Source organism: Actinoplanes lutulentus (assembly GCF_003259845.1).
Taxonomy (GTDB): Bacteria; Actinomycetota; Actinomycetes; order Mycobacteriales; family Micromonosporaceae; genus Actinoplanes; species Actinoplanes lutulentus.
On the sequence record NZ_QLMJ01000030.1, the window covers coordinates 1 to 22,550 of the forward strand.

The window sequence follows — 22,550 nt, forward strand, 5'->3', positions numbered from 1 at the left end:
CCGGCCCGGTCGAAGGCAACGTCAACCGCATCAAAACCCTGAAACGACAGATGTACGGCAGAGCCAACTTTGATCTGCTCCGAAAACGGGTCCTTCTGAGCGCCTAAGCAAGATCAATCACGCAAGGAGGGACAGAACCGAGAACCGGAGCCGTTTGTAGGCGAGTTTCAGAGCCGGGTCGGGCCGATTAGCATGATCAATGTCGGTGAGTTCGAGCGCCACCCCCGTGCGATTCAGGCGTTTGCCGAAGGCTTGAGCCTGGCGGGCTCGGTCGGGTTTCTAGGCGTTGGCGGGTGAGTGCGAGCATGTCGATCAGCCAGCCGGGTCCGCCGGTGATGCTCCTGGCTTGCAGGAGTGCGTCGACCTCACGGTGGACTGCTGGGTTGGCGTCGGCGAAGAACTCTTCGCAGATCCCGAGAAGTAGCGGCAGCAGGTCGTCATCGCGTGCGTCAGTGTCCATAAGCCGGCCGTTTCAGGATGGGGTGCGAGTCGCCTCTTCGGCGCGGGCTCGGGTCTGCGCGAGCCGGTAGGAGTCGGTGCCGGTCTCGATGATGTTGCCGCCGAAGGTGATCCGGTCAACGATCGCGGCGCAGAGCCGCGGGTCGGTGAAAGTCTTGGTCCAACCAGAGAAGGATTCGTTGGATGCGATCGCGACGGACGCCTTCTCCTCGCGCTCGGTCAACACCTGAAACAGCAGCTCGGCGCCGCGTTTGTCGAGTTCCATGTAGCCCAGCTCGTCGATGCATAAGAGGTCAACACGGCCGTAGCGGGCGATGGTCTTGGCAAGCATCTTGTCGTCGGCGGCTTCGACGAGTTCGTTAACGAGCTTGGTCGCGAGGACGTAGCGGACGCGGTAGCCGGCCATCGCGGCTTCGGTGCCCAGGGCGATAAGCAGGTGGGACTTGCCGGTGCCGGAGTCGCCGATCAGGCAGAGTGGCAGGCCCTTCTTAGCCCAGTCGCAGCTGGCGAGGGTGTGAACGACGGCGGGGTCGACGTTTGGGTTGGCGTCGAAGTCGAAGGTGCGCAGGCTCTTGTCCCGCGGGAACGCGGCGGCTTTGATCCGGCGTTCCGAGCGGCGCCGGGCCCGGTCGTCGCACTCGGCCATCAGCAGTTCGGCGAGGAAGCCGCGGTAGGTCATCTGGTCGTGGGCGGCAGCCTCGGCCAGTTCGGTGAACTGGGAACGGATGGTGGGCAGCCGCAGCAGTCGACAGGCGGAGTCGACGGCGGCGTCAGCGGCCTGTTCGGTGAGTCCTCGGTGTCGTGTCATGACCCGGTCCCTTCGATGGTGCGGCGATGGCGCAGGAGTTGGTCGTAGGCGGTGACCGTGGGCAGTGGCCGCCGGTCGGGCGGGAGTTGCGCCAGCCGCCGTTCGGTCAGCGACACCACGTTCCCGGCCGGGTGCCGCATCGTCGGGCCATCCGGAGCCCGGTGGTCGTCGGTCTCGGCGAACTTGCGGGCCTCCAACGCGACCGCGTCGGCGGTGAGAGCGCCAGCGCGGACTGCGGTGGCCAGGCCGGCGACGACGTGGTCGTGGGGCATGTGTCGGTGCAGCAGCAGAACTTCGATCAGTGCCCGGGTGCCGGCGGCGTCGCCGTGGACGCGGCGGACGGCTTCCCACCAGGCGTCGTGCACCGGCGTGAACTTGCCTGCTGCCCGTGCTTGTTCCAACGCGGTTGCGCCAGGCAGCGCGCCGGGTTTGCGGAGCAGGGCTTCCAGATAGTGGTCGAGATCGAGCCGGGATCGGGACTTGGCCATCAGCCGTTCATGTCGGGCCACCGGGTTGCGGCCGTCGTAGACGACAAGGTCAGAGGCGTGCAGCTGGACCCGGACCTGTCGGCCGACCAGGCGAACCGGCACGGAGTAGCGGTTGGTGCGGACGGTGACCTGGCTGAACCTGTCGACGCGCGGGGTCAGCCAGGTTCCGGTCTCGAAAGCCTCGTCGGGTAACGGTGCCAGCTGAGGCTGTTCGACGGCGAAGTGTTCGCCGATGGTGTGTGGGCGGGTGCCGATGCGCCGGCTGTCGTCAGCAGCGTCCCATTTATCGACCAAGGCGTTGAGCTGCTCGAGCGACGCCACTTGCGGGACCGGGACGAGGTGATTGCGACGGAACCAACCGATCTGCCCTTCGACGCCGCCCTTCTCATGGGCGCCCTGGATGCCTGGCTGACAGTAGAACGCTTCAATGCCGTAGTGGGATCGAAAGGCGGTCCACCTGGCTGTTTCCACACGCTGGCGGGAGAAGCCAAGCACCTGGGCGACCGCAGCCTTCAGGTTGTCATACCGGATCTTGCCGGTCGGAACGCCGCCCAGCGTGGTGAACGCGTGGACGTGGCCTTCCAAGAACGCTTCGGTGCCGCCCGAGGCGAAGATCCGGTGCACCGCCTTGCCGGAGAACGACAGTCGCAGCGAGAACAACATGCAGGTCACCGGCTCACCCCGCAGATTGATCACAACTTCACCGAAGTCGACCTCGGCTTCTTCGCCCGGCCGGTGTGTCTGCGGGAGGAACACATTGACCGGGCCGCGGCCGGCCTCGGCCCGGATCTTCGGCTTGCGTTCGGCGACGTAGCCGCGGACCACCTGGTAGGACACGGCCTGCATGCCATGTTCGTCGATCAGCCGATCGAAGATTCGTTTTGCGGTGTGCCGTTGCTTGCGCGGCGCGTCGAGGTCTGCCCGGAGGATGTCGTCGATGAGGTCCTTGAACGGATCCAGAACTGAGGGCCGAGGCGGCAACGGTTTGCGTTCGCGAGGCCAGGCAGACGTCAGAGCATCGCTGACTGTGTGCCGGCTGACCCGGTATTTGGTCGCGATTGCCCGTCCGGACATGCCCGCCCGCGAGTCCCTGCGGATCGCCGCGAACAGCTCGACCTTCGATATCCGCGGCATCGGCGGACCTCCGTCCCGACCAGCCGATGCTCCCACCGCAGCCGGTGGCGCTGAAACTGGCCGACATCGAATCCACCCGATCGAGGAAACGCTGCCAGTGGCTCTGTTTCTCGGTAACAAAACCCAGCTCAGCGCCTCGCAGCCGCGGCCTGGAGATGCCACACTGTTGATCATGAAGCGGAGCGACGCCGACGACAGCGGCGGCCTTGTCAAAGTCTTCTTTCACATACGTGTGGAAGACGGCTGGCCACCCGTCGGCACCGAATCCATGTGGGCAAGGCCGGTATCTACCGACATTGTCGAACTCGACAACACCCCCTTCTTCGCTCGCGGGGTTTCCTGCGGTGACCACATCAGGGTGGTACGCGAAGACGACGGCACGCTGACCGCTGTCGAGGTGGTCGAGTGGTCCCAGCGGTGCACTGTGCGGGTAGTCCCGTTCTCTGACGGCCCGCTTCAAGGCGATCGCCAAAGGGTGCTCGACGAGTTCGCCACCGTCGGCGTAACCGGCGAAGGGATCGAGCAGTTCAGCATCGTCGCGCTCAACATCCCGCCGACCACCGATTTGTCCGCTGTCAAACGCTTGCTCCGCGACGGCGTCGAGCGTGGCTGGTGGGACTACGAAGAGAGCAACATCGGCGACGACTGGGCCAACGCCGTCTAAGCCAGAACACCATCACGACAGCCGACGGAAAGTCACCCGGTGCAACACCGGCGCTGAAACTCACCGACACGGATTCGCTCGCAAATAACCTGGCGCCGAGACTCGCCTACAAACGGCGCCGAATCTCACCCGCAGAACCAACGCCGAGAACGGCACTAACGACGCACTGTTTCTCGCCCGGCCGCGGCACGCCTCGATGCGCTCACTCGAGCGCTAACCTCGGCCCTGACGCCGCCCCCGTCGTCCGCCTCGATCCCGATGCGTGGGCCGAGTGTGAGCGCCCGCTACCTCTGACCAGCGTCTGAGCCCAACGAACCATTAGCCGCCTTCCAACCCGTACGAAGTTCTTACCTCCGGACCCGCGGCGTCGATAGGAACAGGCCTGGAAACAACGATGTAAACCCGGCCCGGAAGTGCGGAATTAGGAGAACATCGTGCGGGGTGTGGTTGGTGCGGTGGCAGCCTTCGGGCTACTTAGTATTTTCGTTCCTGGGCCTGCAAAGAGTGCCCTTTGGCTCATTAACGACGTCGGCACGTTCGCGCTTGTCGCCCTTCCTGTTTTGGTATCGATCGCTGCGACCATTATGGGATTGGCAGCGGTATGGAATTCTCTTGGCCGGTGGTCTGGGACGTTAATCAATGCCCTCTACTTGTTTATTCTGGGTAAATTACTTCGTACCTTCGAGCAGGGGCTACTCGTAGATGCGGGCGGCGCTGTGCTCTGCATCATCATTGCGTGCGTGGTGGCGTGGCTGGCCTTGCTCGTAGAGGAGTCAAGGCCAGAGCCCTCCAATGCACCGCAAGGTGGAGACTCCCTTGGCACCGGTAAACCGCACATGCCGCAGGTTTCTAGTATCGCCGCTTCGGCAGCTGTGCCGAGTTCGATTCCCTTCGCGACCGATATCGCATCACCGAGCCCCAAAGTGCGCCGTGCTACCGTGATTCTGTCGGGTAGGTCCTATGTCGCAGATTTCTCCAAGTATGAGCCTTTGGAGACCGGTGTAAAGATCTGTCGTTTGACAGGAACCCGTACCGCCCTTGGGTCGGTCTTGTACTTCCGGGATATTGACCGATTTATGGCTGTCGGATCGCCGAGCATGGAGCGAATCCCCTCGCATGAGCTCGCCGCCGCGTTTGAACCGCTGCTTCATCGCCTCAAGTAGCCCGCCGCCGCCTCACCCACTCCCAGGCCGAGCTCCTGCCAACCTGGGCGCCCTCGATGTTTGGACCTTGCGCTACCCTCCGGCAACCCACAACGCCGGAAGCCGATCGGCGTCGCTGGATGAGTCAGGCCGCGGTGGTCGGCCAAACGCTTGATCCGTAGGGTCTTGAGTCGTGACATTCAAGACCCACGGTGACGAACAGCAGCAGCTGCACAAGTTGGTAGAAGAGCTTTCCCGGGTGCCCCTGTGGACACAGCGGACGTCGGCTCCTCCGCCGGTGGTGTCACCACCGGGCAGTGCACTGGCGGAGGACGACAAGCACACCGGTCCTTACCGAATGTCCTACGCGGTCAGGTTCGCGCTGACCATCGCTGTGGAACACCTGGCTGGACTGCGTAGCTCGATCACCGATTGCGCGACCTGCGCGCCGCACCAGGTGAACCTGTTCCTCAACTCGTCGTACTCGATCCTGCGCGGCGCGCTGGAGAACGCCTCCCGGGCGCTATGGCTGATGGCCCCGGATGAGAGCACCGAGCGGGTGCGTCGACGCCTGTGTATGCAGACCGGCAACATCAAGCAATCGGACAAGTTCGCGGAGCTTAGCGGGCGTTCACATCCCGCGCCGAAGGCAACGCGGCTCGCCCGGCTACAAGAGATCGCCGACCAGGCGGGCCTTACCGGCCAATCCCTGAGTATGCCCCAGTACCACGAGATCGTCCGGGCTGCCGGCGAGGCGATCGCGGAGGGTCAGGGCGCTCACTTTGAGAAACTGTGGAAATTCTGCAGCGGTGCCGCTCATGGCGACGAATGGGCGTCGTACGGTCTGCAGGAGCGCGGCGAGATCGTTCTGAGGTCGGACGGCATCTCCTACCAGGCCACGGCATCGACGGCCATCCTCACGACCGTCACCACCGAGACGGCAGCGGTCATCACCTGTGCCTTCGCCCTCTACGACGCCCGAATGAACCCCTCCTCCTAAGTCGGGACTGGCGACGCCATGCCGCTCGCGCGAAAGGTGACGGTGCTCCGTGGCCCGGGGCGCGGCCTTCAGGCGAGCGGCGGCCGCAGAGTGTCGAGGTAGCGCAGTGCGCTCGTCGAGCTGACTCAGTCGCCGCACATGGCGCCGCTACAGTGGCGCGTGAAGGGCTGCTGCCGGGTGGCGAGATTTACACCGCGGTGGTGACGGTAAGCGCTGCAGCCAGCATCACGAGGACCGCGAGCTGCAGGAACTTCTGACGTTTCGGCATGGTGGTCTCCTCTGGGCGATCCCTCAACCCCTAGGAAGGCTCGGCCGCCCGGCCACCGTCTGCCGAATCCGCGGGCCGGTCCTGGCAGTCGTGTTCCACCGAGGGCGGTCAGGCCGAGGACGGCGAACGGAGCCCGGCTCGAGAGCGCGACCACAGCCCGGCGGCGACACCTCGTAATATGGGCCGCTGGCGTCACTCGCGGTGGTCAGACGGCTGCATAGCGGCCTCATGATGAAAATAGCCGAGGTGGTATTGGATGCAGGCCCCGCATCATCGGGATCGGACGAACGTGGGCACGGGTCTAAATCACACCTCGCCGCCTCTGCTCGAATGCGGTTTAGCTTTCCGTATTTCTGCCTGATCCGGCCGGGTTTGCTTATTATCCAACCCCTATTTTCGAAGACCGAGCCAAGGAGAGAAAACCCATGATTTCAAACAGGGTATTCGCCTCGCAGGAAATTCAAGAGGATTGGGACTTTGCATTTGAAGGATGGCGAAACGCGAATTGGGAATACACCTAGTCTGAATTACAATTGCGTTGACGGTTCCGATGAATGGACAGTCGCGGCATTTGAGGTAATTTGCCCGATAGGTTCGCCCGAATTAAACCCCCGTGCGGCAGGCGCGCTCCTGCGTCTTTTGGCAAAAGCTAGCAGCGATCTTAACAGGACAAACGACGCGGAGGAAGTATGACAATAAGTGATGGGCGATTGGCGCTCGACCCGCCGAAGGCTGCTCCCATTGCCCGGAAGGCATCATTCGCTTTCTATGGCCGGGTCTCCACTGAAGACAACCAGGATCCGGAGTCGTCGCGTGGATGGCAAATGACCCGCGCCTCCGCCCTCATCGAGCCAAGCGGCGGCGAAATAACCCACGAATTCTTCGACATCGGAGAAAGCCGGTCTCTGCCCTGGCAGCGTCGAGATCAGGCACGGCTCCTGCTCGCGGAACTGCGCAACCCTCTCCGCGGCTTCAACGCGGTGGTAATCGGAGAACCGCACCGAGCCTTCTACGGCAACCAGTTTGGCCTCACCATGCCCGTCTTCAGCCACTTCGGCGTCCAGCTCTGGGTGCCCGAGCTCGGTGGAGCGGTCGACCCGGACAACGAGGCTCACGAACTGGTCATGTCGGTCTACGGCGGGATGAGCAAGGGCGAACGCAACCGCATCCGGGTCCGCGTTCGCACCGCGATGGCCGCCCAGACCGAACTCGAAGGCCGGTTCCTCGGCGGCCGGCCGCCCTACGGATACGACCTCATCGACCTGGGCCCGCACCCCAACCCCAGCAAGGCCGCCAAAGGCCAACAGCTCCGGGGCTTGGTGCGAAATCCGGCTACCTCAGCGGTCGTCGAACGAATCTTCGCCCTCTACCTTGCCGAATACGGGATCCATGCCATCGCCGAAATGCTCAACGCTGACGGGGTCCCGTGCCCGTCCGCCGCCGATCCAGCACGTAACCCGCACCGTAGCGGTCTCGCCTGGGCCAAGAGCGCGGTGCGCGTCATCCTGACAAACCCGAGATACACCGGTTTTCAGGTCTGGAACAAGCAGCGCTCGGACGACATCCTGCTCGACGTCGACGACGTCGCGCTCGGTAACACCAGCATCGTGCGCTGGAACCCGAAAGAGAAGTGGGTCATGTCCAAGACGCCGAGCCATGAAGGCCTGGTCTCACTGGACACCTTCGAGGGCGTGCAGGACCTCATGCAAGTCCACTCCCGCACCGGCACACCCCACCAGCGACCTCACCCCACCCGGCACTCATACGTGTTCCCGAGCTGCGTCATCTGCTCCCTCTGCGACCGGCGCATGCAGGGGCACTACGCCCACGGAGTGAAGTACTACCGATGCCGCTACGCGAAGCAGTACGCGAAGATCAACAAGGTCGACCATCCCGGCAACGTCTACATCCGCGAGGACACGCTGGTGGAGCCGATCGACACCTGGCTCGCCTCAGCGTTCTCACCGACGAACATCAACAACACGATCAACGCCATGGCCGAGTCCCAGCCGGAGGAAGTCACCGGCCCCGAACCCGAACCGATCCGGCAGGCACTGCGCGACTGCGACGCCAAGCTCGACCGATATCGCGCGGCACTCGAAGCCGGGGCAGACCCCGTAGTCGTCACCGACTGGATTACCGAGGTCCAGGCCGAGCGTGCCATGCATCAACGGCTACTAGCCGAGGTCCCGCAAACTCCGCGGAGACTCACTCACGAGGAGATAAGCCAGATAGTCAACGCGCTTGGTGACATCGCCGCCGTCCTGCGGCGAGCCCATCCCGACGACAAGGCCGAGGTCTACCAGCAACTCAACCTACGGCTGAACTACGACCCAGAAACAACAACGGTCCGCGCCGATGTAAATCTTGGCGCAGACCGTAGGCAAGTAGTTGGTGTCCGAGGGGGGACTTGAACCCCCACGTCCGATAAAGGACACTAGCACCTCAAGCTAGCGCGTCTGCCATTCCGCCACTCGGACTTGCGCTGATAATTTAGCAAGGCGTTTCGGGACCCTTCACTCAGGGTCGTACAGCGCCGTCATCGCCCGTGCGCTGGCCGCCATCAGCTCGCGCAGTGCCGGTGGGGACAGCACTTCCACGTCGCCGCCCAGCTTGAGCAGTTCCGGGTGTGCGTGCTTCACCGATTCGATCGGGAGCGTCACGGTCGTCCAGCCGTCCGGGTCCGGTGGGCCCAGGCCCGCGAAAACGCCCCGGTTCATCGCTCGGCTCATCAGGTACGGGATCCGGTCCAGCGCGGCCGGCGCCAGTCTGACGACCGCCGTGTCCCGGTGCAGGCGCTGTTCGAAATCGGTCGCCCACTCGGCCCATGTCAACGCCAGGTCGAAGTCCGGCGGGCGTTCGAACGTCTCCTCCAGCACCTCCAGGGACAGAATCGTCACCACCCGATATGTGCGGATTGATGACGAGACCCTCGCGACGAAGTACCAGACCCCGGCTTTGAGCACGATCCCCAGCGGCTCGATCTCCCGCGAGACCTCGCGGGGCTCCCGCCACCGGCGGTAGACCATTCTCGCCCGCCTCCGCTCCCAGACGGCACGGGCAAGAGCGGACAGGTGCGGGTGGGTCTCGGTCTCCCGGAACCAGCCGGCCGGGTCCAGGTGGAAGCGGTCCTTGATCTCGTCGACGCTGCGGTTCAGGCGGGCCGGCAGTGCTGCCCGCAGCTTCAGTTCCGCTGTCGTGAGCACCGCGCCCAGGCCCAGCTCGGCGGCTGCGGACGGCACGCCGGCCAGGAAGATCGACCCGGCTTCCTCCGGTGTCAGCCCGGTCAGGCGTGTCCGATAACCATCAACAAGCTGATAGCCGCCGCCGGCGCCGAGCTCGGCGTAGACCGGCACGCCGGCCTCGCCGAGCGCCTCGATGTCGCGGTAGACGGTCCGCACCGAGACGCCCAGCTCGGTTGCCAGCTGCTGCGCGGTGAGCCGCCCCCGATCCTGGAGCAGCAGAAGGACCGACAACAACCGGCTGGCACGCATGTCCGAAGACTGCCACACATGACTGACAGAAGATGTCAGTCATCTGGGCGCAGACTGGCCATGACCGAAACGAATAAGGGGAAACAATGCCACTGGCCCGATATGCCGGCGTCTCGCTCGACTCCGGCGAGCCGCAGGCGCTCGCCGATTTCTACAGCAAACTGCTGGACGCCGAAATCTCGTACACGAGTGAAGAATTCGTCTTCCTCGGCGGCGCCAACTTAGGCTTCGTCAAGGTGGACAAATACGTGCCGCCCACGTGGCCCAGCCCTGACGTGCCGAAACAGGCCCACCTCGAACTCAGCGTCGACGAACTCGACGCCGGCGAAACCGCCATCATCGCGCTCGGCGCGACCAAACCCGAATTCCAGCCCCAGCCCGACCGGTGGCGGGTCCTTCTCGACCCCGCCGGTCACCCTTTCTGCATTTCAGCTTCCATCTAAAAAAGCAGATCCGGTACGATCGGAAAACGGGATGCGTCTCGAAAGAACGCATCCCGTTTCCACCGATGTTCAGGTGTCAGCTGGCCGGGAAAGTGTCGCAAGACCCGCTGTCGGCCTTGGCCTCAATCTTGCTGGCGGTCTCAGGTCCGTATTTGCCGTCGGAGCCGGCCCCGATCTTCGTTTGCACCTTCTTCAGTGCGTTGAAGGTATTGGTGCCGAACGAGCCGTCCTCGGACAGGGCCGACCCGCTGATCTTGCCCTTGGCGACGTAGCAGTCGTTGATCATCTCCTGCAGCGCCGTCACCGCCTTGTTGTTCGCACCCTGGCTGAGTGAACACCTGGTGGTGGTCAGGCCGCTGTTCATCGGAACGTAGGCGAATCCGGATCCGTTCGTGCTGAACAGCTCCCGCTTGGTGCAGCTCGGCGTGGCCGCCGCGGCCGAGGTGCCCGGAAGCACGGCGATGCCGCTGATGGCAGCCGCCAGAACGGCACTGCTCGCGAGAAACTTGAATTTCCTCATTCTTACCCCCGTGCAGGCGCCAAAATATGCGCCACGATAAAGAAAATGTTGCAACGGACAATGGCACGGTACCGGCGCATGGGCCGACTCTTCAACCTTTGACATCTGTCGATGATCAAGTGTATTGAGCCGCCGATAGATGAATTGATGCTCGTCAAAATAAGTGAGTCGCGTGGATGACCGGGGGTAGCGGGTGCGGTGCTCTGGGCGTACCCAAGCGGTGCGCGACCTCGGTGACTGCCTTGACCACTCGCTCGGCGTGGCTTTCGTCGTGGGTGGCGGTGAGCGTGATGCGCAGCATCGCGCGGGAGGTGGCGGGTGGGCCGACCAGGTTGACCAGCACGCCGGCCTCGCAGAGGGCGGCCCAGAACGTGCCTGCGCTCGCCATGTCCGGAAATGACAGCGGCACGATCGGGGTGACGGACGGCCGGGTGTCCAGGCCGATCGCGCGCAGGCCGTTGTGCAGGAGGCGGGACAGTGTGTGGAGGCGTTCCCGGCGCTGCGGTTCCTCGATCAGCACCTCCAGGGCGGCGAGTGCGGCGGCCGCGGAAGCGGGCGGCAGGCCTGCGGAAAACACCAGGGAGCGGGCGTTGTAGCGCAGCCGGCGGACATTCGCGGCCGGGCCGGCGATCACGCCGCCGGTGGAGCCGAGCGCCTTCGAGAACGTCGCCGTGATCAGATCGGCGCGCGAGGAAAGTCCGGTCGCCTCGTGCAAGCCCGCGCCTCGATGTCCGAGAACGCCCAGGTCGTGGGCGCTGTCGACGATCAGTTTGGCGCCGAATTCGTCGGCCAGATCGCGGAGGCCGCGCAGTGGGGCCACGTCGCCCTCCATCGAGAAGACGCCGTCGGTGACGATCAGGCGGCCGCCCGGTTCGGTGGCGGCTTCCAGGCGGCGGCGTAGGTGGGCCAGGTCGGTGTGGCGGTAGGAGCGGACGGTTCCGGCGCCGAGGCGCAGGCCGTCGATCAGGGACGCGTGGTTGCGGGCGTCGCTGAACGCGACGTCGCCGGGGCCCATCGCGGCGGCCAGGGCCAGGTTGGCCTGGAAGCCGGTGGTGGCGACGGCGGCGGATTCCTGGCCGAGGAAGGCGGCGATCCGGGCTTCGAGGCGTTCGTGCAGGTCGATCGTGCCGTTGAGGGGGCGCGAGCCGCTGACCGAGGTGCCGTATCGGCCGAGCGCTTCGACGGCGGCGGCGATCACCCGGGGGTGGCGGGAGAGGCCGAGGTAGTCGTTGGAGCCGGCCATCAGGACCTTGCGGCCGTCCAGGATTGCGTATCCGTCGCTGGTCCAGCCTTCGACGGCGCGGAAGTACGCGTCGACGCCGTGAGCTTGGAGAACAGCCTCGGCGTCGTGGAGCCCGGCCTTGGCGAAGGGATCGATGACCATCCACGATTATGGGCATTCGAAAAATGTCACACCTGTGTTATTTTCGCCGGCATGACTTGGCGAACCAAGCTCGCGTACGGCTGGGGAAGCCTCGGCAACAACATCGTCTACGGGTTCGTGGCGACCTATCTCGCGCTCTTCTACACCGACGAGCTCGGGATCACGGCCGCCGCGGCGTCGGTGTTGTTCCTGGTGGTCCGCGTGGTGGACGCGCTGTTCGACCCGATCATGGGGATGCTCGTCGACCGCACGTCGTCGCGGTGGGGGCGGTTCCGGCCGTACCTGCTGGTCGCCCCGCCGGTGCTCGGGCTGCTCACCATCCTGATCTTCTCGGTCCCGCCGGGGCCGGCAGCGCTGGTGCTCGCCTACGTCACCTACCTGTTCTGGGGGCTGTCGTTCACCGCGATGGACGTCCCGTACTGGTCGATGTCGGCGGCGCTCACCCTCGACGCCCGTGAGCGCACCTCGCTCGTGATGGTTCCCCGGACCCTGGCCAGCGTCGGGTTCATCGGGGTGAACCTGGTGACCCTGCCACTCGTCGGCCTGATGTCCTGGCGCAACGTCGCGATTCTGTACGCCGTGATCGCCGTCGCGCTCACCTGGGTCACGTTCGGTAAGGTGCGCGAGCGTGCGGACTACGTTCCGTCGCCGCATTACGGGCCGGTCGAGATGCTGCGCCTGTTCCGGCAGAACGGCCCGCTGCAACTGCTGCTCGTCGCGATGCTGCTGACCGAGGTCGCGTTCACGATCCGCAGCATCATCCCGGCGTACTACCTGCGCTACAACTTCGGCGCGGAGAACCTGGTGCCACTCTTCGTCGGCGTCTTCGCGATCACCACGATCGCCGGGTCGCTGCTCAGCCCGTGGGCTGCCGCGATGTGGGGCAAACGCCGCGCGGCTCTCGGCGGGATCGCGGTCACCACTGTCACGTCCGTTGGCGGCTGGATCACCGGATACGACTCGCTCACCCCGATGCTGGTCTGGATCGCGATCACCGGGCTCGGTTACGGCATCACCAACATCACCCTGCTGTCGATGCTCGCCGACACTGTCGAATTCGGTCAGTGGAAGACCGGTCGGCGTACCGAAGGCCTGGTCTTCTCCACCAACATCTTCAAGACCAAGGTCGCCTCGGCGATCGGTGCGTCCCTGCCTCTCGCCCTGCTTGCCGCGTTCGGCTATCGCGCGGGTCAAACCCAAGACTTGGGTACGCTCAACGGCCTGCACGCCACCATGACGATCGTTCCCGGTCTGATCGGCGTCCTGGCGGCGCTGCCGCTCGTCTGGTACCACCTCGACGAGCGCCGGCACGCCGAGCTGGTGCGCGAGCTGGCATGAGCGAAACATGAGCGAGGCATGAGCGAGAACCGGAGAGTCCGCGAACGACGCAGGGCCGCCCTGATCGCCGCGGCCCGGGAGCTGTTCCTGGAACGCGGCGTCGAGCACGTCACGATCGACGAGATCGCGGACCGGTGCGCGGTGACCCGGCGGACCGTCTACCGATACTTCGCCACCCGCGACCAGGTCGCGCTGGCTGTCGAGATCGACGTGCTGCAGCGCTGGTCCGCACTGCTCCAGCAGCGGGCCGGCGCTTGGACGGGCACCGGCGCGCAGCAGTTGCGGACCGCGTTCGCCGACATCGGGCAGCTCGTCGACGACGCCGCCGATGAGCTGCGTTTCACCCGGGTCTTCGACGCACAGTCGATCAGCGGCGACGACACTGAGCTGGGCGGTCAATACCGCGACGTGATCCGGGAGGTGCTCGCCCCGATCGTCGCGGTGCTGCGCCTCGGGCAGGACGACGGCACTCTCACCCTCGCGGTGCCGCCGGAGCTGACCGCGTCCACGCTGACGAACGCGTACCTCGGCCTGGCGCAACGGGTTTACGGCCGCGGCGACCAGCTCGCGAAGGAACAGGAGATCGACCCGCGCCTGATGCTCGTCGAACTCACCCGGATCTATCTTGCGGGTCTGGAGTCGGCATAGCAGAGTGCGGTCATGAGGGCTGTGATCGTGCACGAGACCGCACTCAGCGTCGTCGAGCGGCCGGTGCCGGAGCCGGGGCGCGGGCAGGTGCTGCTGAAGGTGCTCCGGGCCGGGATCTGCGGCTCCGACCTGCACATTCGCCTCGATGCGGACAGCAGTGCGGACATCGCGGCCGAGGTGGGTTACGACCACTTCATGCGGCAGGAGCAGTCCGTCGTTCTCGGTCACGAGTTCGTCGGCGAGATCGTGTCCTACGGTCCGGGGTGCCGGGCGCGGTGGGGGACGGGCACGCACGTGGTGGCGTTGCCGCTGCTCCGCGTCGACGGTCAGGTGCACATGGTCGGACTGTCCGAGCACGCCCCGGGCGGTTATGCGGAGTACCTGCTGGCTGATGAGGATGCGCTGTTACGCGTACCCAAGGGGCTTGATCCTGATCTTGCGGCGTTGACCGAACCGCTTGCGGTGGCGCATCACGCGGTCCGGATGGGTGAGGTGCGGCGCGGTGATCCGGCGGTGGTGATCGGTTGCGGTCCGATCGGGCTTGCGGTGATCTTGATGCTGAAAGCCGCTGGGGTACGCCATGTCGTGGCCAGCGATTTCTCGGCAGCCCGGCGTGAGCTGGCGGTTCTGTGCGGCGCGGATGTGGTTGTCGACCCTGCCGTGGGCTCACCGTGGGACCTCGGCCACGCTGGGATGATCACCAGCGCCAGCGCGTATTACGGAGCGGGGCTGGAGGCGCTGCACGCGTTACGGAGCGTGCCGGGAGTGCCGTGGCGCAGGGTGATGCGTGGGGCGACGCGGCTGGGTGCCGGTCCGCGCGGCCCGGTGGTCTTCGAGTGCGTCGGGCTGCCCGGGGTGATCGAGAGCATCGTGTCGAACGCGCCGTTCCTGTCGACGATCGTGGTGGTGGGGGTGTGCATGAGCCCGGACACGTTCCGGCCCACGATGGCCAGCAACAAGGAGCTGCAGCTGCGGTTCTCGTTCTGCTACGACCCGGCGGACTTCGACGAGACGCTGCGGATGATCGCGCGGGGCACTGTGGACGCGCGCCGGCTGATCACCAGAGTGGTGGGGTTGAGCGAGGTGGAGGCGGCGTTCGAGGAGTTGGGGGCGGCCAAGGCGGCCAAGATCTTGATCGACCCCTCCCTTCACCGGCGCGGGGCTCAGGCGTGACGGGCCGCCTGCCGCAGATCGAGTTCCTCGACCAGCTCCCGGGCCACCTCTTCGGTGATCTGCCGATCCCGCACCGCGGTTGCGATCGCCAGCCGCTGCGCGTCGAACAAGGCGTCGGCGGACGCATCACCGGGTGACACCGCCGCCGCGATCAGCTCATGCCCCCGCGCGCGCATCTGCTCGGCGGCGGCCCGCTCCGCCGAGACGTCGAACTTCAGGCGCCGAGCCAGCCAGCCGACCGTCGTACCCTGGATGAGCAGTGTGCCGAGAGTGAGGATCAGCGCGATCGCCTGGATCGCGTCGCGGCCGGGGAACGGCGCGCCGGACGCGGTGTGTTCGGGGATGCCGGCCGCGGCGGCCAGGGTCAGGATGCCGCGCATGCCGGTCCAGCCGACGAGGACGTTCTCCTTCATGGTCGGCGGCGGCAGCCGCTCGCCCCCGCGCCGCCGGGCGTTGCGGGCCTCCATGGTCTGCCGGAAATAGACGTCGGTGGCCATCCGCCGCTCGTAGCGGCGATGACGCAGCGTCCACCTGCCGAAGAGACCGAAAACGGCCACCATGCGGAAGACGATCGCGACGACGAGCAGCACGCCGGCCGCGACCAGCGTCCGGACCAGACCCGGTTCCTCGCTCGCCGCGAGTTCCTCGACGACCCACTTCAACTGCAGACCGATGTACGCGAAGACGAAGGTCTCGAGCAGGAAGTCGAGCGTCTTCCAGACCTGTTCCTCCTGGAGCCGGGTCCGATAGGCGCCCGGGTACGCGAAGTTCGGGTCGAGCGTGACGTTGATGCTGACCGAGAACGCGGCCGCCACGACGGCCAGGATGCCGGAGGCGTGCAACTCCTCGGCGATCAGGAACGCGATGAACGGCAACAGCAGGACCAGCACGGTCTCCAGAGTTGGATTGCCGAGCCGTTTGCGGATCATCAGAGTGATCGTGGAGAGCACGCCGCCGATCGCGAGCCCGATCAGCGCGTTGCGGAAGAACGCCGCGATGCCACCGCCCCAGGTGGCGTGCTCACCGTTGACGGTGGCTACCGCGATGACGAACAGCGTCAGCGCCGTCGCGTCGTTGACCAGACTCTCGCCGGTGAGGATCGACGTGGCCCGTTTCGGCAGGCCCATCTCGTCGCCGTGCGAGACCGTGGTGATGGTGTCCGGCGGCGCGAGCACGGTGCCGAGCACGAACGCGGCACCGATCCCGATCGACGGCAGCAGTAACGAGGAGAGCCAGCCGAGCACGCCGGCGGTCAGCACGACGGTGACCACGCCGAGATAGATGATCGCCTTGAGGTTTGCGCCGAACGTGCTGACCTGCGCGTTGCGGGTCGCCGAGTAGAGCAGCGGCGGGATCACCAGGGCGAGGATGAGCTCGCTCTCAAGCTCGAGCCGCGGCACGCCCGGGATGAACGACGCCGCGGCCGCGAGCGCCACGATCACCCAGCCCGGCTCGATCCGGTGCCGCCGCGCGACCGCGGTGACAGCGATCCCGACGCCGACGATGAGCAGGAGTTGTACGCCGTTCACGTGATCAGGTTAGTGGCTGGATGGCACACCTCTGATCCGTAACACGGTGTGTCACGTCGTGCTGGTCAGCAGAGCAGCGACCGAGAAGGTGGTCATGCCGATGCCGACGGCGAGGATCGCCGCGGCGGACAGGGCCGGCATCCGGTGTGCGAACAGATTGGCGAGTCTGCCTTCATGGACGGAGCGAAGCCGCTCGCCCCAGCGGGCGAGGGCCAGGCCGACGCCGGTGAGCACCGCGGCGAGGCCGATGCCGTACGTGAGGACGAGGAGTACGCCGTACCAGGCTCGGCCGAGGGCTGCCGCTCCGAGGAGGACCACCACCGCCGACGGGCTGGGGGAGAGGCCGCCGGCGAAACCCATGGCGAGCAGGTTCCTGACCCGGAACGGCTCTGGTGCCGGATGCGGATGCGGATGCGGATGCGGATGGGGGTGCGGGTGCGGATGCGCGTGCGTGTGTGGGTGATGGTGATGCTCATGCGAGTGACCGTGCGAGGCCGCGTGCGCCAGCACACCGGGCTTGTCCGGCGTGGAGTGAGCTCGCATCCTGGTCAGCGCGTGCCGCAACAGGTGGGCGCCGACCGCGACGACGAGGACGGCGCTGGCGACGCGGAGCCAGGCGTACAGCTCCTCGGGTGCGAGCTGGAGAGACGTGGACAGGACCAGGCCCAGGGCAAGCACCCCCGCGGTGTGGGTGACCGCGACGGTGACTGCCACGGAGAGGGCCTGCGACAACCGGCCGTGGGCGCCGAGCAGATATGCCGCCATGATGGTCTTGCCGTGGCCGGGGGCCACCGCGTGCGCTCCACCCAGGACGAACGCGATGAGGACGGCGAGGATGCCGATGCCCCAGGTCAGCTCCCGGTGACCGGCGATGCCGGTGAACCACTGGGTCAACCGGTCGGCGCCGCGGCTCTGGCCGGCAGCGGCCGGCTCTTCCCCGGGGAACTCCGCGGCGGGCGGGCCGCCGGGTCGCACGGTGAGGGCCGCCGAGCGTACGTCTGACGGTGCTGCCCCTTGCGGGTAATCGGTGAGGCGGGCGGTGACGCTCGCAGCCGGCACGCTGGACCGGGTGAGGGTGTATCGGTCACCGACCGCGGTCACCTCGCGCCAGCCGATCCGCTCGGGCAGATAGTTCGCCTGTACGTCGACGTGCGAGCCGTCGGCCGGTCGGGCATCGGCATGCAGCAGGCATTGCAGCCGGAGCGTGCTGAGCCCACCCGCACCGGCCGGAAACGTCAACGCGACCGGGCTAGCGGTCACGGCCCGGCTGCTGCCGTCGACGGTGACGGTGGTGGCCACGCCGGCGGCGGTGCAGGTGGCCGCGGCGTACCGGTCGCGTTCGGCCTGGCCGGGGGTGCCGTCACGGTCGGTGTCGATGTCGTGCTGTGCCTGGTAGGCGGGCAGCTCCGCGAGGTCGAGCACGTAGTCGATGTCGACGCCGTCCGCGGCGACGCGCAGCCCCGCGTATTGATTGGTGGTGAAGTTGCCGAGCGGATGGGCCGCGGCCGCCGCGGGGGCGGACAGGACGCCCAGCGTGACGAGCAGCAGCGCGGATCCCCAGCGGAGACGAGTCACCGTGCGCCTTCCAGCCGGGTCAGGGCGGCCCGCGCGCTGGGCGCGTACCGGACGGAGAAGTGCGGATTGATCCTGAGCGCGCGGGCGAGATCGGTCCTGGCCCCGGCATCGTCGCCGAGAGCGTCGCGGATCATGCCGCGGTAGTAGTACGCCGAGGCGTGACGAGTGTGCAGCCGCAGCCCCCGGTTGGCGTGGCCGAGGGCGGCACGGTCCTGCCCGGCCTGGTGCAGCGCCCAGGCGTACGCCATCTCGACGGACACCGACGGCCGGGCGGCCAGCAGAGCCCGCCCTCGTTTCACCGCCTCACCGGCGGGTCCCCTGTCGGCGTAGAACAGCACCAGGTCGATGTCGGTCGCCGCGGTCGTCGACGTGGCGAGCTTGTCGCTGACCCGGACGAGGTCGTCGGCGCGAGCGGCTCCGGCCTTGTCGCCGGCGGCGGTCGACATGTCGGACAGCAGCACGAGGTGTTCGACGGTGGGCAGCGTGGTGGTTGCCGTACGCAGGTCACCGATGGCCGCCCGCAGGTCTCCCTGTGCCGCTTCGACGCGGGCCCGGCCCGCCAGCAGTGATGGTTGCCCGGGCCGGCGCAGCAGGCCCTCCGCGTAGTGGGTTCCAGCGGCCGCCAGGTCACCCGCTCCGAAGGCGAGATCGCCGAGGTTCTGCAGGGCGAACGCGGCCTCGGTGGGATCGGCCGCCATATCGAGCGCCCGCTGCATCAGTTCCCGCGCCCGGCGGTGGTCACCGTTGAGCTCGAACAGGTACGAGGCTCGGCCGAACGATCCGGTGTCGGGGCGCAGGTCGAGCATCCGTTGCACGGCGTCGGTCGCATCCCGATAGCGGCCGAGCTCGACCGACGCGTCGGTGACGACACCGTAGGCGTCGGCGGACCATGCGTCGGCGGTGACGGCCCGGCGGGCGTACCGCAGAGCGCCGGTGAAGTCGTGCCGAGCCGCGGCCAGCGCGCCCAGCCCGGTCAGCGCGGCGGCGTTGCCGTCCGGGGACACGGTCAGCGACCGGTTCAGGGCCGTCTCGGCGAACGCGTAGTGCGAGGGGTCAGCGGTGATCCGGGCGATCTGGACGTGTGCCATACCCAGCTGAGCCCAGGCGTGCCAGTCGCCCGGGGTGCTGGCGAGATGACGGGTGGTCCGTTGCACAAATGCATCCAGGGCGTGCGCCGGAGACACCGCGGCCGCGACCACGTTGTCCTCACGCGTGACCGGCCCGAGCACCGCGCCGGCTCCGAGCAGTGCCACCACAGCGGCAGCCGTGATCACCGCAGGTCGGGTCCATCGTTGCCGCATCGTCTGTCCTTGCCGTCGATGTCGACTCGGCAAGCCAACTAAAACACCATATAAGCCACCCTCACGACTAATAGCTGATAGTCCTTAAATCATTCTCGATGCGACCGCGAACCGGCCGCCTTCAACGCGGACGAAGTTGAGCCGCTCATTTCAGGAGAATCATGAATCTCGTTGAAGGCCCCGCGGGCCGACGGCTACTCGCCGTCGCCGCGGCCGGCCTCGCCGCGGCAGGGGTGGCCTCACTCGCCCCGATGCAGGGCACCGCCTCGTCCCACCGCGAAGCTCCGTTGATCTCGGATACTCCCAAGCTGGACAACACCGATCTCTACGCCTTCGTCAGCCCGGACGCACCCAAAGCGGTGACGGTGATCGCGAACTGGCAGCCGTTCGAGGAGCCCAACGGCGGCCCGAACTTCTACCCGTTCGCGACCGAAACCGCACACGACATCAACATCGACAACAACGGTGACGCCGTTGCGGACATCGTCTACCGATGGACGTTCCGGACTTCCCGGCAGAACCTCAAGACCTTCCTCTACAACACCGGACCGGTCACCTCAAGCGTCGACCCGGACCTGAACGTCCGGCAGAGGTACACGCTCCAGCGGATCACCAGCCACAGCACCACGACCCTGCTGAAGGACGCGGTCGTAGCGCCGTCCTTCACCGGCAAGGCCTCGATGCCGAATTACGCGCATCTCGCGGACGAGGCCGTGACGCCGTTCGCGAAGGGCACCGCGAAGTCGTTCGCCGGCCAGGCCGACGACCCGTTCTTCGCTGACCTGCGCGTCTTCGACCTGCTGTACGGCGGGGATCTCTCCGAGGTGGGCCAGGACTCCCTCAAGGGCTACAACGTGAACACCATCGCGCTGCAGGTGCCCAAGCAGGACCTCGCTCTCAACAACAACTCCGCGGCCAACCCGGTCGTCGGTATCTGGAGCACGACGTCACGCGCCGGTGCCAGCATGCGCAGCGGTGGTGCGAGTTCCCTGCAGCAGGTGTCGCGGCTCGGTAATCCACTGGTCAACGAGGCGGTCATCCCGCTGAGCGCCAAGAACCAGTTCAACGCGGCCAAGCCGGCCGACGACGCCAAGTTCCTGCCGCACGTCCTCCGGCCGGAGTTGCCCACGCTGATGCAGGCGATCTACAAGATCCCGGCGCCGACCACACCCCGCGACGACCTGGTCGAGGTCTTCCTCACCGGTGTCTGCAAGGCCTGCGGCCCGGTCAAGGCCGATCTGAACTCCCAGCGTCTCAACCGGGACGTCAAGGCGGCGAAATTCAAGCCGTCCGAGCAGCTGCGCCTCAACATGAAGGTCGCTCCGGCCGCCGAACCCAAGCGGCTCGGCGTGGTCGGCGGTGACCTCGCCGGTTTCCCGAACGGCCGCCGGCTCACCGACGACGTCCTGGACATCACCGTCCAGGCGGCCGAGGGAATCCTGCTGCCGGACCCGCCGGACGCCGTGGCGACACTCGGCGACGGTGTCGACGCCAACGATCACGCGTTCCGGTCGACGTTCCCGTATGTCGCGCTCCCCAACATGGAGAGCGTCAACCAGTCCTGATCACGACCATCGGAGGCGGACCGCACACCTGTGCGGTCCGCCTCCGCGGTTCTACGAGTCAGATGTCGAATTTGACGCCCTGTGCGAGGGGCAGCGCGCCCGAGAAGTTGATCGTGTTGGTGGCGCGGCGCATGTACGCGCGCCACGCGTCGGACCCTGACTCCCGGCCGCCGCCGGTCTCCTTCTCGCCGCCGAACGCGCCGCCGATCTCGGCCCCCGACGTGCCGATATTGACGTTGGCGATTCCGCAGTCCGACCCGTCCGGGCCGAGGAAGCGCTCGGCCTCGCCGAGATCGCTGGTGAAGATGCTCGACGACAGACCTTGCGGGACGTCGTTGTTGAGCGCGATAGCCTGGTCGATGGTGGAGTAGGGGAGCACGAAGAGGATCGGGGCGAACGTCTCCTGGCGGACGATGTCGGTCTGCTCGGTCATGCGTACGATCGCGGGCTCGACGTAAAACGCACCCGGCGCCGCCTCGGCCAGGCGGCGAGAGCCGCCGGCAATGATCTCCCCACCCTGCTGCCGCGCTGCCAGCAGCGCGTCCTGCATTGATTTGTACGCGGAATCGGAGATCAGCGGCCCGACCAGCGTCCCGGCGTCCAGCGGCGAGCCGATCGGCAGCGAGCGATACGCGGACGCGACTCGATCGAGCAACGAGGCGATCACACTCTCGTGGGCGATCACCCGGCGCAGCGTGGTGCAGCGCTGCCCCGCGGTGCCGGCGGCGGAGAACACGATGCCGCGCGTCGCCAGATCGAGATCGGCCGACGGGGTCACCACGGCGGCGTTGTTGCCGCCGAGTTCCAGCAGCGACCGGCCGAACCGGTCGGCGACGCGGGGGCCGACAGCCCTGCCCATCCGGGTCGATCCGGTAGCGCTGAGCAGCGCGATCCCGCGGTTGCCGACGAGCGCCTCACCGACGTCGGCGCCGCCGATCACCACCTGGCTCAGGTTCGCCGGCGCGCCGGTCTCGGCGATCGCCCGGTCCAGCAGCGCGGCCGAGGCGAGCGCGCTGAGCGGCGCCAGCTCGGACGGTTTCCACACCACCGGGTCGCCGCAGACCAGGGCGATCGCGGTGTTCCACGACCAGACCGCGACCGGGAAGTTGAACGCGCTGATCACGCCGACCACACCGAGCGGGTGATAGCTTTCGGACAGCCGGTGCCCGGGACGTTCCGAGGCGATGGTCCGGCCATAAAGCTGCCGGGACAGCCCCACCGCGAACTCGCAGATGTCGATCATCTCCTGGACCTCGCCCAGCGCCTCCGAGGTGATCTTGCCGACCTCCAGGCTGACCAGCGTCGCGAGATCCTCCTTGTGCTCGCGCAACAGCTCACCCAACCGTCGCACGAGCGCGCCGCGAACCGGCGCCGGCACCGTGCGCCACTCACCGAAGGCCTCGGTCGCCTTTCTCACCGCCGCGTCCGCGTCACTCCGCGATTGCCAGCGTACGGAAATCAGCACCTCACCGTTGACCGGCGACGTGACCGGTCGGTCTCCGGCTGACGCGGCCAGATCGACGCCGCAGCGCTCGGCGGCTTCCCGGGCGCGGCGGCTGAGGTCCTCGGCGGTTGGCAGGCTGGTCACAAGCGGTCTCCTTCAGGGTCTTTGGCACC

Annotated in this window: 18 protein-coding genes and 1 tRNA gene; 9 read left to right on the forward strand and 10 right to left on the reverse strand. The window is 66.6% G+C overall.

Features of this window, described 5'->3' with window-relative positions; genetic code table 11:
• Positions 1–472 precede the first annotated feature (472 nt).
• Both istB and istA read right to left on the reverse strand, forming a co-directional pair.
• Positions 473–1,267: an IS21-like element helper ATPase IstB gene (gene istB / locus B0I29_RS42850; RefSeq protein WP_111654924.1), complete on the reverse strand. Its 795-nt coding sequence runs from the start codon at positions 1,265–1,267 to the stop codon at positions 473–475.
• Entirely contained in the window at positions 1,264–2,889 is a 1,626-nt protein-coding gene (istA, locus tag B0I29_RS42855; RefSeq protein ID WP_111654925.1) for an IS21 family transposase, read from the reverse strand. The genes istB and istA overlap by 4 nt, the downstream gene beginning before the upstream one ends.
• Positions 2,890–3,061: 172 nt before the next feature.
• On the opposite strand from istA, the gene B0I29_RS42860 reads away from it, so the two are divergent.
• From B0I29_RS42860 to B0I29_RS42870, 4 genes are all read left to right on the forward strand, one after another.
• Positions 3,062–3,553: a DUF4265 domain-containing protein gene (locus B0I29_RS42860; RefSeq protein WP_111655005.1), complete on the forward strand. Its 492-nt coding sequence runs from the start codon at positions 3,062–3,064 to the stop codon at positions 3,551–3,553.
• A 434-nt stretch (positions 3,554–3,987) separates the two neighbouring features.
• The gene (locus tag B0I29_RS45495; RefSeq protein WP_146617090.1) at positions 3,988–4,716 is read left to right on the forward strand and encodes a hypothetical protein; all 729 of its coding nucleotides are present in this window, start codon (positions 3,988–3,990) and stop codon (positions 4,714–4,716) included.
• 172 nt (positions 4,717–4,888) lie between these two features.
• Complete coding sequence (locus tag B0I29_RS42865; RefSeq protein WP_146617091.1) at positions 4,889–5,695, forward strand: hypothetical protein; 807 nt, start codon at positions 4,889–4,891, stop codon at positions 5,693–5,695.
• Positions 5,696–6,673: 978 nt separating this feature from the next.
• Entirely contained in the window at positions 6,674–8,377 is a 1,704-nt protein-coding gene (locus tag B0I29_RS42870; RefSeq protein WP_220091585.1) for a recombinase family protein, read from the forward strand.
• On the opposite strand, the gene B0I29_RS42875 is transcribed toward B0I29_RS42870, so the two are convergent.
• Together B0I29_RS42875 and B0I29_RS42880 are read right to left on the reverse strand one after the other, a co-directional pair.
• A tRNA-Leu gene (locus B0I29_RS42875) sits at positions 8,356–8,443 on the reverse strand. The two genes, B0I29_RS42870 and B0I29_RS42875, sit on opposite strands and share 22 nt — an antisense overlap.
• Positions 8,444–8,479: 36 nt before the next feature.
• The gene (locus tag B0I29_RS42880; protein WP_111654928.1) at positions 8,480–9,457 is read right to left on the reverse strand and encodes a helix-turn-helix transcriptional regulator; all 978 of its coding nucleotides are present in this window, start codon (positions 9,455–9,457) and stop codon (positions 8,480–8,482) included.
• 86 nt (positions 9,458–9,543) lie between these two features.
• Between B0I29_RS42880 and B0I29_RS42885 the strand changes: the two genes are divergently transcribed.
• Positions 9,544–9,900 (forward strand): VOC family protein, encoded by a 357-nt coding sequence (locus tag B0I29_RS42885; RefSeq protein ID WP_111654929.1) that lies wholly within the window; start codon positions 9,544–9,546, stop codon positions 9,898–9,900.
• A 76-nt stretch (positions 9,901–9,976) separates the two neighbouring features.
• On the opposite strand, the gene B0I29_RS42890 is transcribed toward B0I29_RS42885, so the two are convergent.
• Complete coding sequence (locus tag B0I29_RS42890) at positions 9,977–10,525, reverse strand: peptidoglycan-binding domain-containing protein (protein WP_111654930.1); 549 nt, start codon at positions 10,523–10,525, stop codon at positions 9,977–9,979.
• Positions 10,526–10,574: 49 nt separating this feature from the next.
• Entirely contained in the window at positions 10,575–11,804 is a 1,230-nt protein-coding gene (locus B0I29_RS42895) for an aminotransferase class I/II-fold pyridoxal phosphate-dependent enzyme (protein ID WP_111654931.1), read from the reverse strand.
• A 51-nt stretch (positions 11,805–11,855) separates the two neighbouring features.
• Here B0I29_RS42895 and B0I29_RS42900 point away from each other — a divergent pair, with 51 nt between their 5' ends.
• Genes B0I29_RS42900 through B0I29_RS42910 form a run of 3 tightly spaced genes read left to right on the forward strand, consistent with a single transcriptional unit; the run spans position 11,856 to position 14,963 of the window.
• Positions 11,856–13,142, forward strand: a complete 1,287-nt coding sequence (locus tag B0I29_RS42900) for a glycoside-pentoside-hexuronide (GPH):cation symporter (protein WP_111654932.1) — start codon at positions 11,856–11,858, stop codon at positions 13,140–13,142.
• A gap of 18 nt (positions 13,143–13,160) precedes the next feature.
• A complete protein-coding gene (locus tag B0I29_RS42905) occupies positions 13,161–13,790 on the forward strand; it encodes a TetR/AcrR family transcriptional regulator (protein WP_111654933.1) in 630 nt (209 codons plus the stop codon).
• A 12-nt stretch (positions 13,791–13,802) separates the two neighbouring features.
• Positions 13,803–14,963 carry an alcohol dehydrogenase catalytic domain-containing protein gene (locus tag B0I29_RS42910; RefSeq protein ID WP_111654934.1) on the forward strand — a complete coding sequence of 387 codons (1,161 nt, stop codon included), beginning with the start codon at positions 13,803–13,805 and terminating at the stop codon, positions 14,961–14,963.
• On the opposite strand, the gene B0I29_RS42915 is transcribed toward B0I29_RS42910, so the two are convergent.
• From B0I29_RS42915 to B0I29_RS42925, 3 genes are read right to left on the reverse strand one after another with little or no spacing between them, the layout of a single operon-like run.
• Positions 14,954–16,492, reverse strand: coding sequence for a cation:proton antiporter (locus B0I29_RS42915; RefSeq protein ID WP_111654935.1), 1,539 nt, complete (start codon positions 16,490–16,492; stop codon positions 14,954–14,956). The genes B0I29_RS42910 and B0I29_RS42915 overlap by 10 nt on opposite strands.
• Positions 16,493–16,543: 51 nt before the next feature.
• Positions 16,544–18,067 carry a HoxN/HupN/NixA family nickel/cobalt transporter gene (locus B0I29_RS42920; RefSeq protein WP_111654936.1) on the reverse strand — a complete coding sequence of 508 codons (1,524 nt, stop codon included), beginning with the start codon at positions 18,065–18,067 and terminating at the stop codon, positions 16,544–16,546.
• Positions 18,064–19,368 carry a tetratricopeptide repeat protein gene (locus tag B0I29_RS42925; RefSeq protein ID WP_111654937.1) on the reverse strand — a complete coding sequence of 435 codons (1,305 nt, stop codon included), beginning with the start codon at positions 19,366–19,368 and terminating at the stop codon, positions 18,064–18,066. The genes B0I29_RS42920 and B0I29_RS42925 overlap by 4 nt, the downstream gene beginning before the upstream one ends.
• 161 nt (positions 19,369–19,529) lie before the next feature.
• On the opposite strand from B0I29_RS42925, the gene B0I29_RS42930 reads away from it, so the two are divergent.
• On the forward strand, positions 19,530–20,933 hold the full coding sequence (locus B0I29_RS42930) for a DUF4331 domain-containing protein (RefSeq protein WP_111654938.1): 1,404 nt from the start codon (positions 19,530–19,532) through the stop codon (positions 20,931–20,933).
• A 58-nt stretch (positions 20,934–20,991) separates the two neighbouring features.
• On the opposite strand, the gene amaB is transcribed toward B0I29_RS42930, so the two are convergent.
• Positions 20,992–22,521 carry an L-piperidine-6-carboxylate dehydrogenase gene (gene amaB / locus B0I29_RS42935; protein WP_111654939.1) on the reverse strand — a complete coding sequence of 510 codons (1,530 nt, stop codon included), beginning with the start codon at positions 22,519–22,521 and terminating at the stop codon, positions 20,992–20,994.
• Positions 22,522–22,550 lie beyond the last annotated feature (29 nt).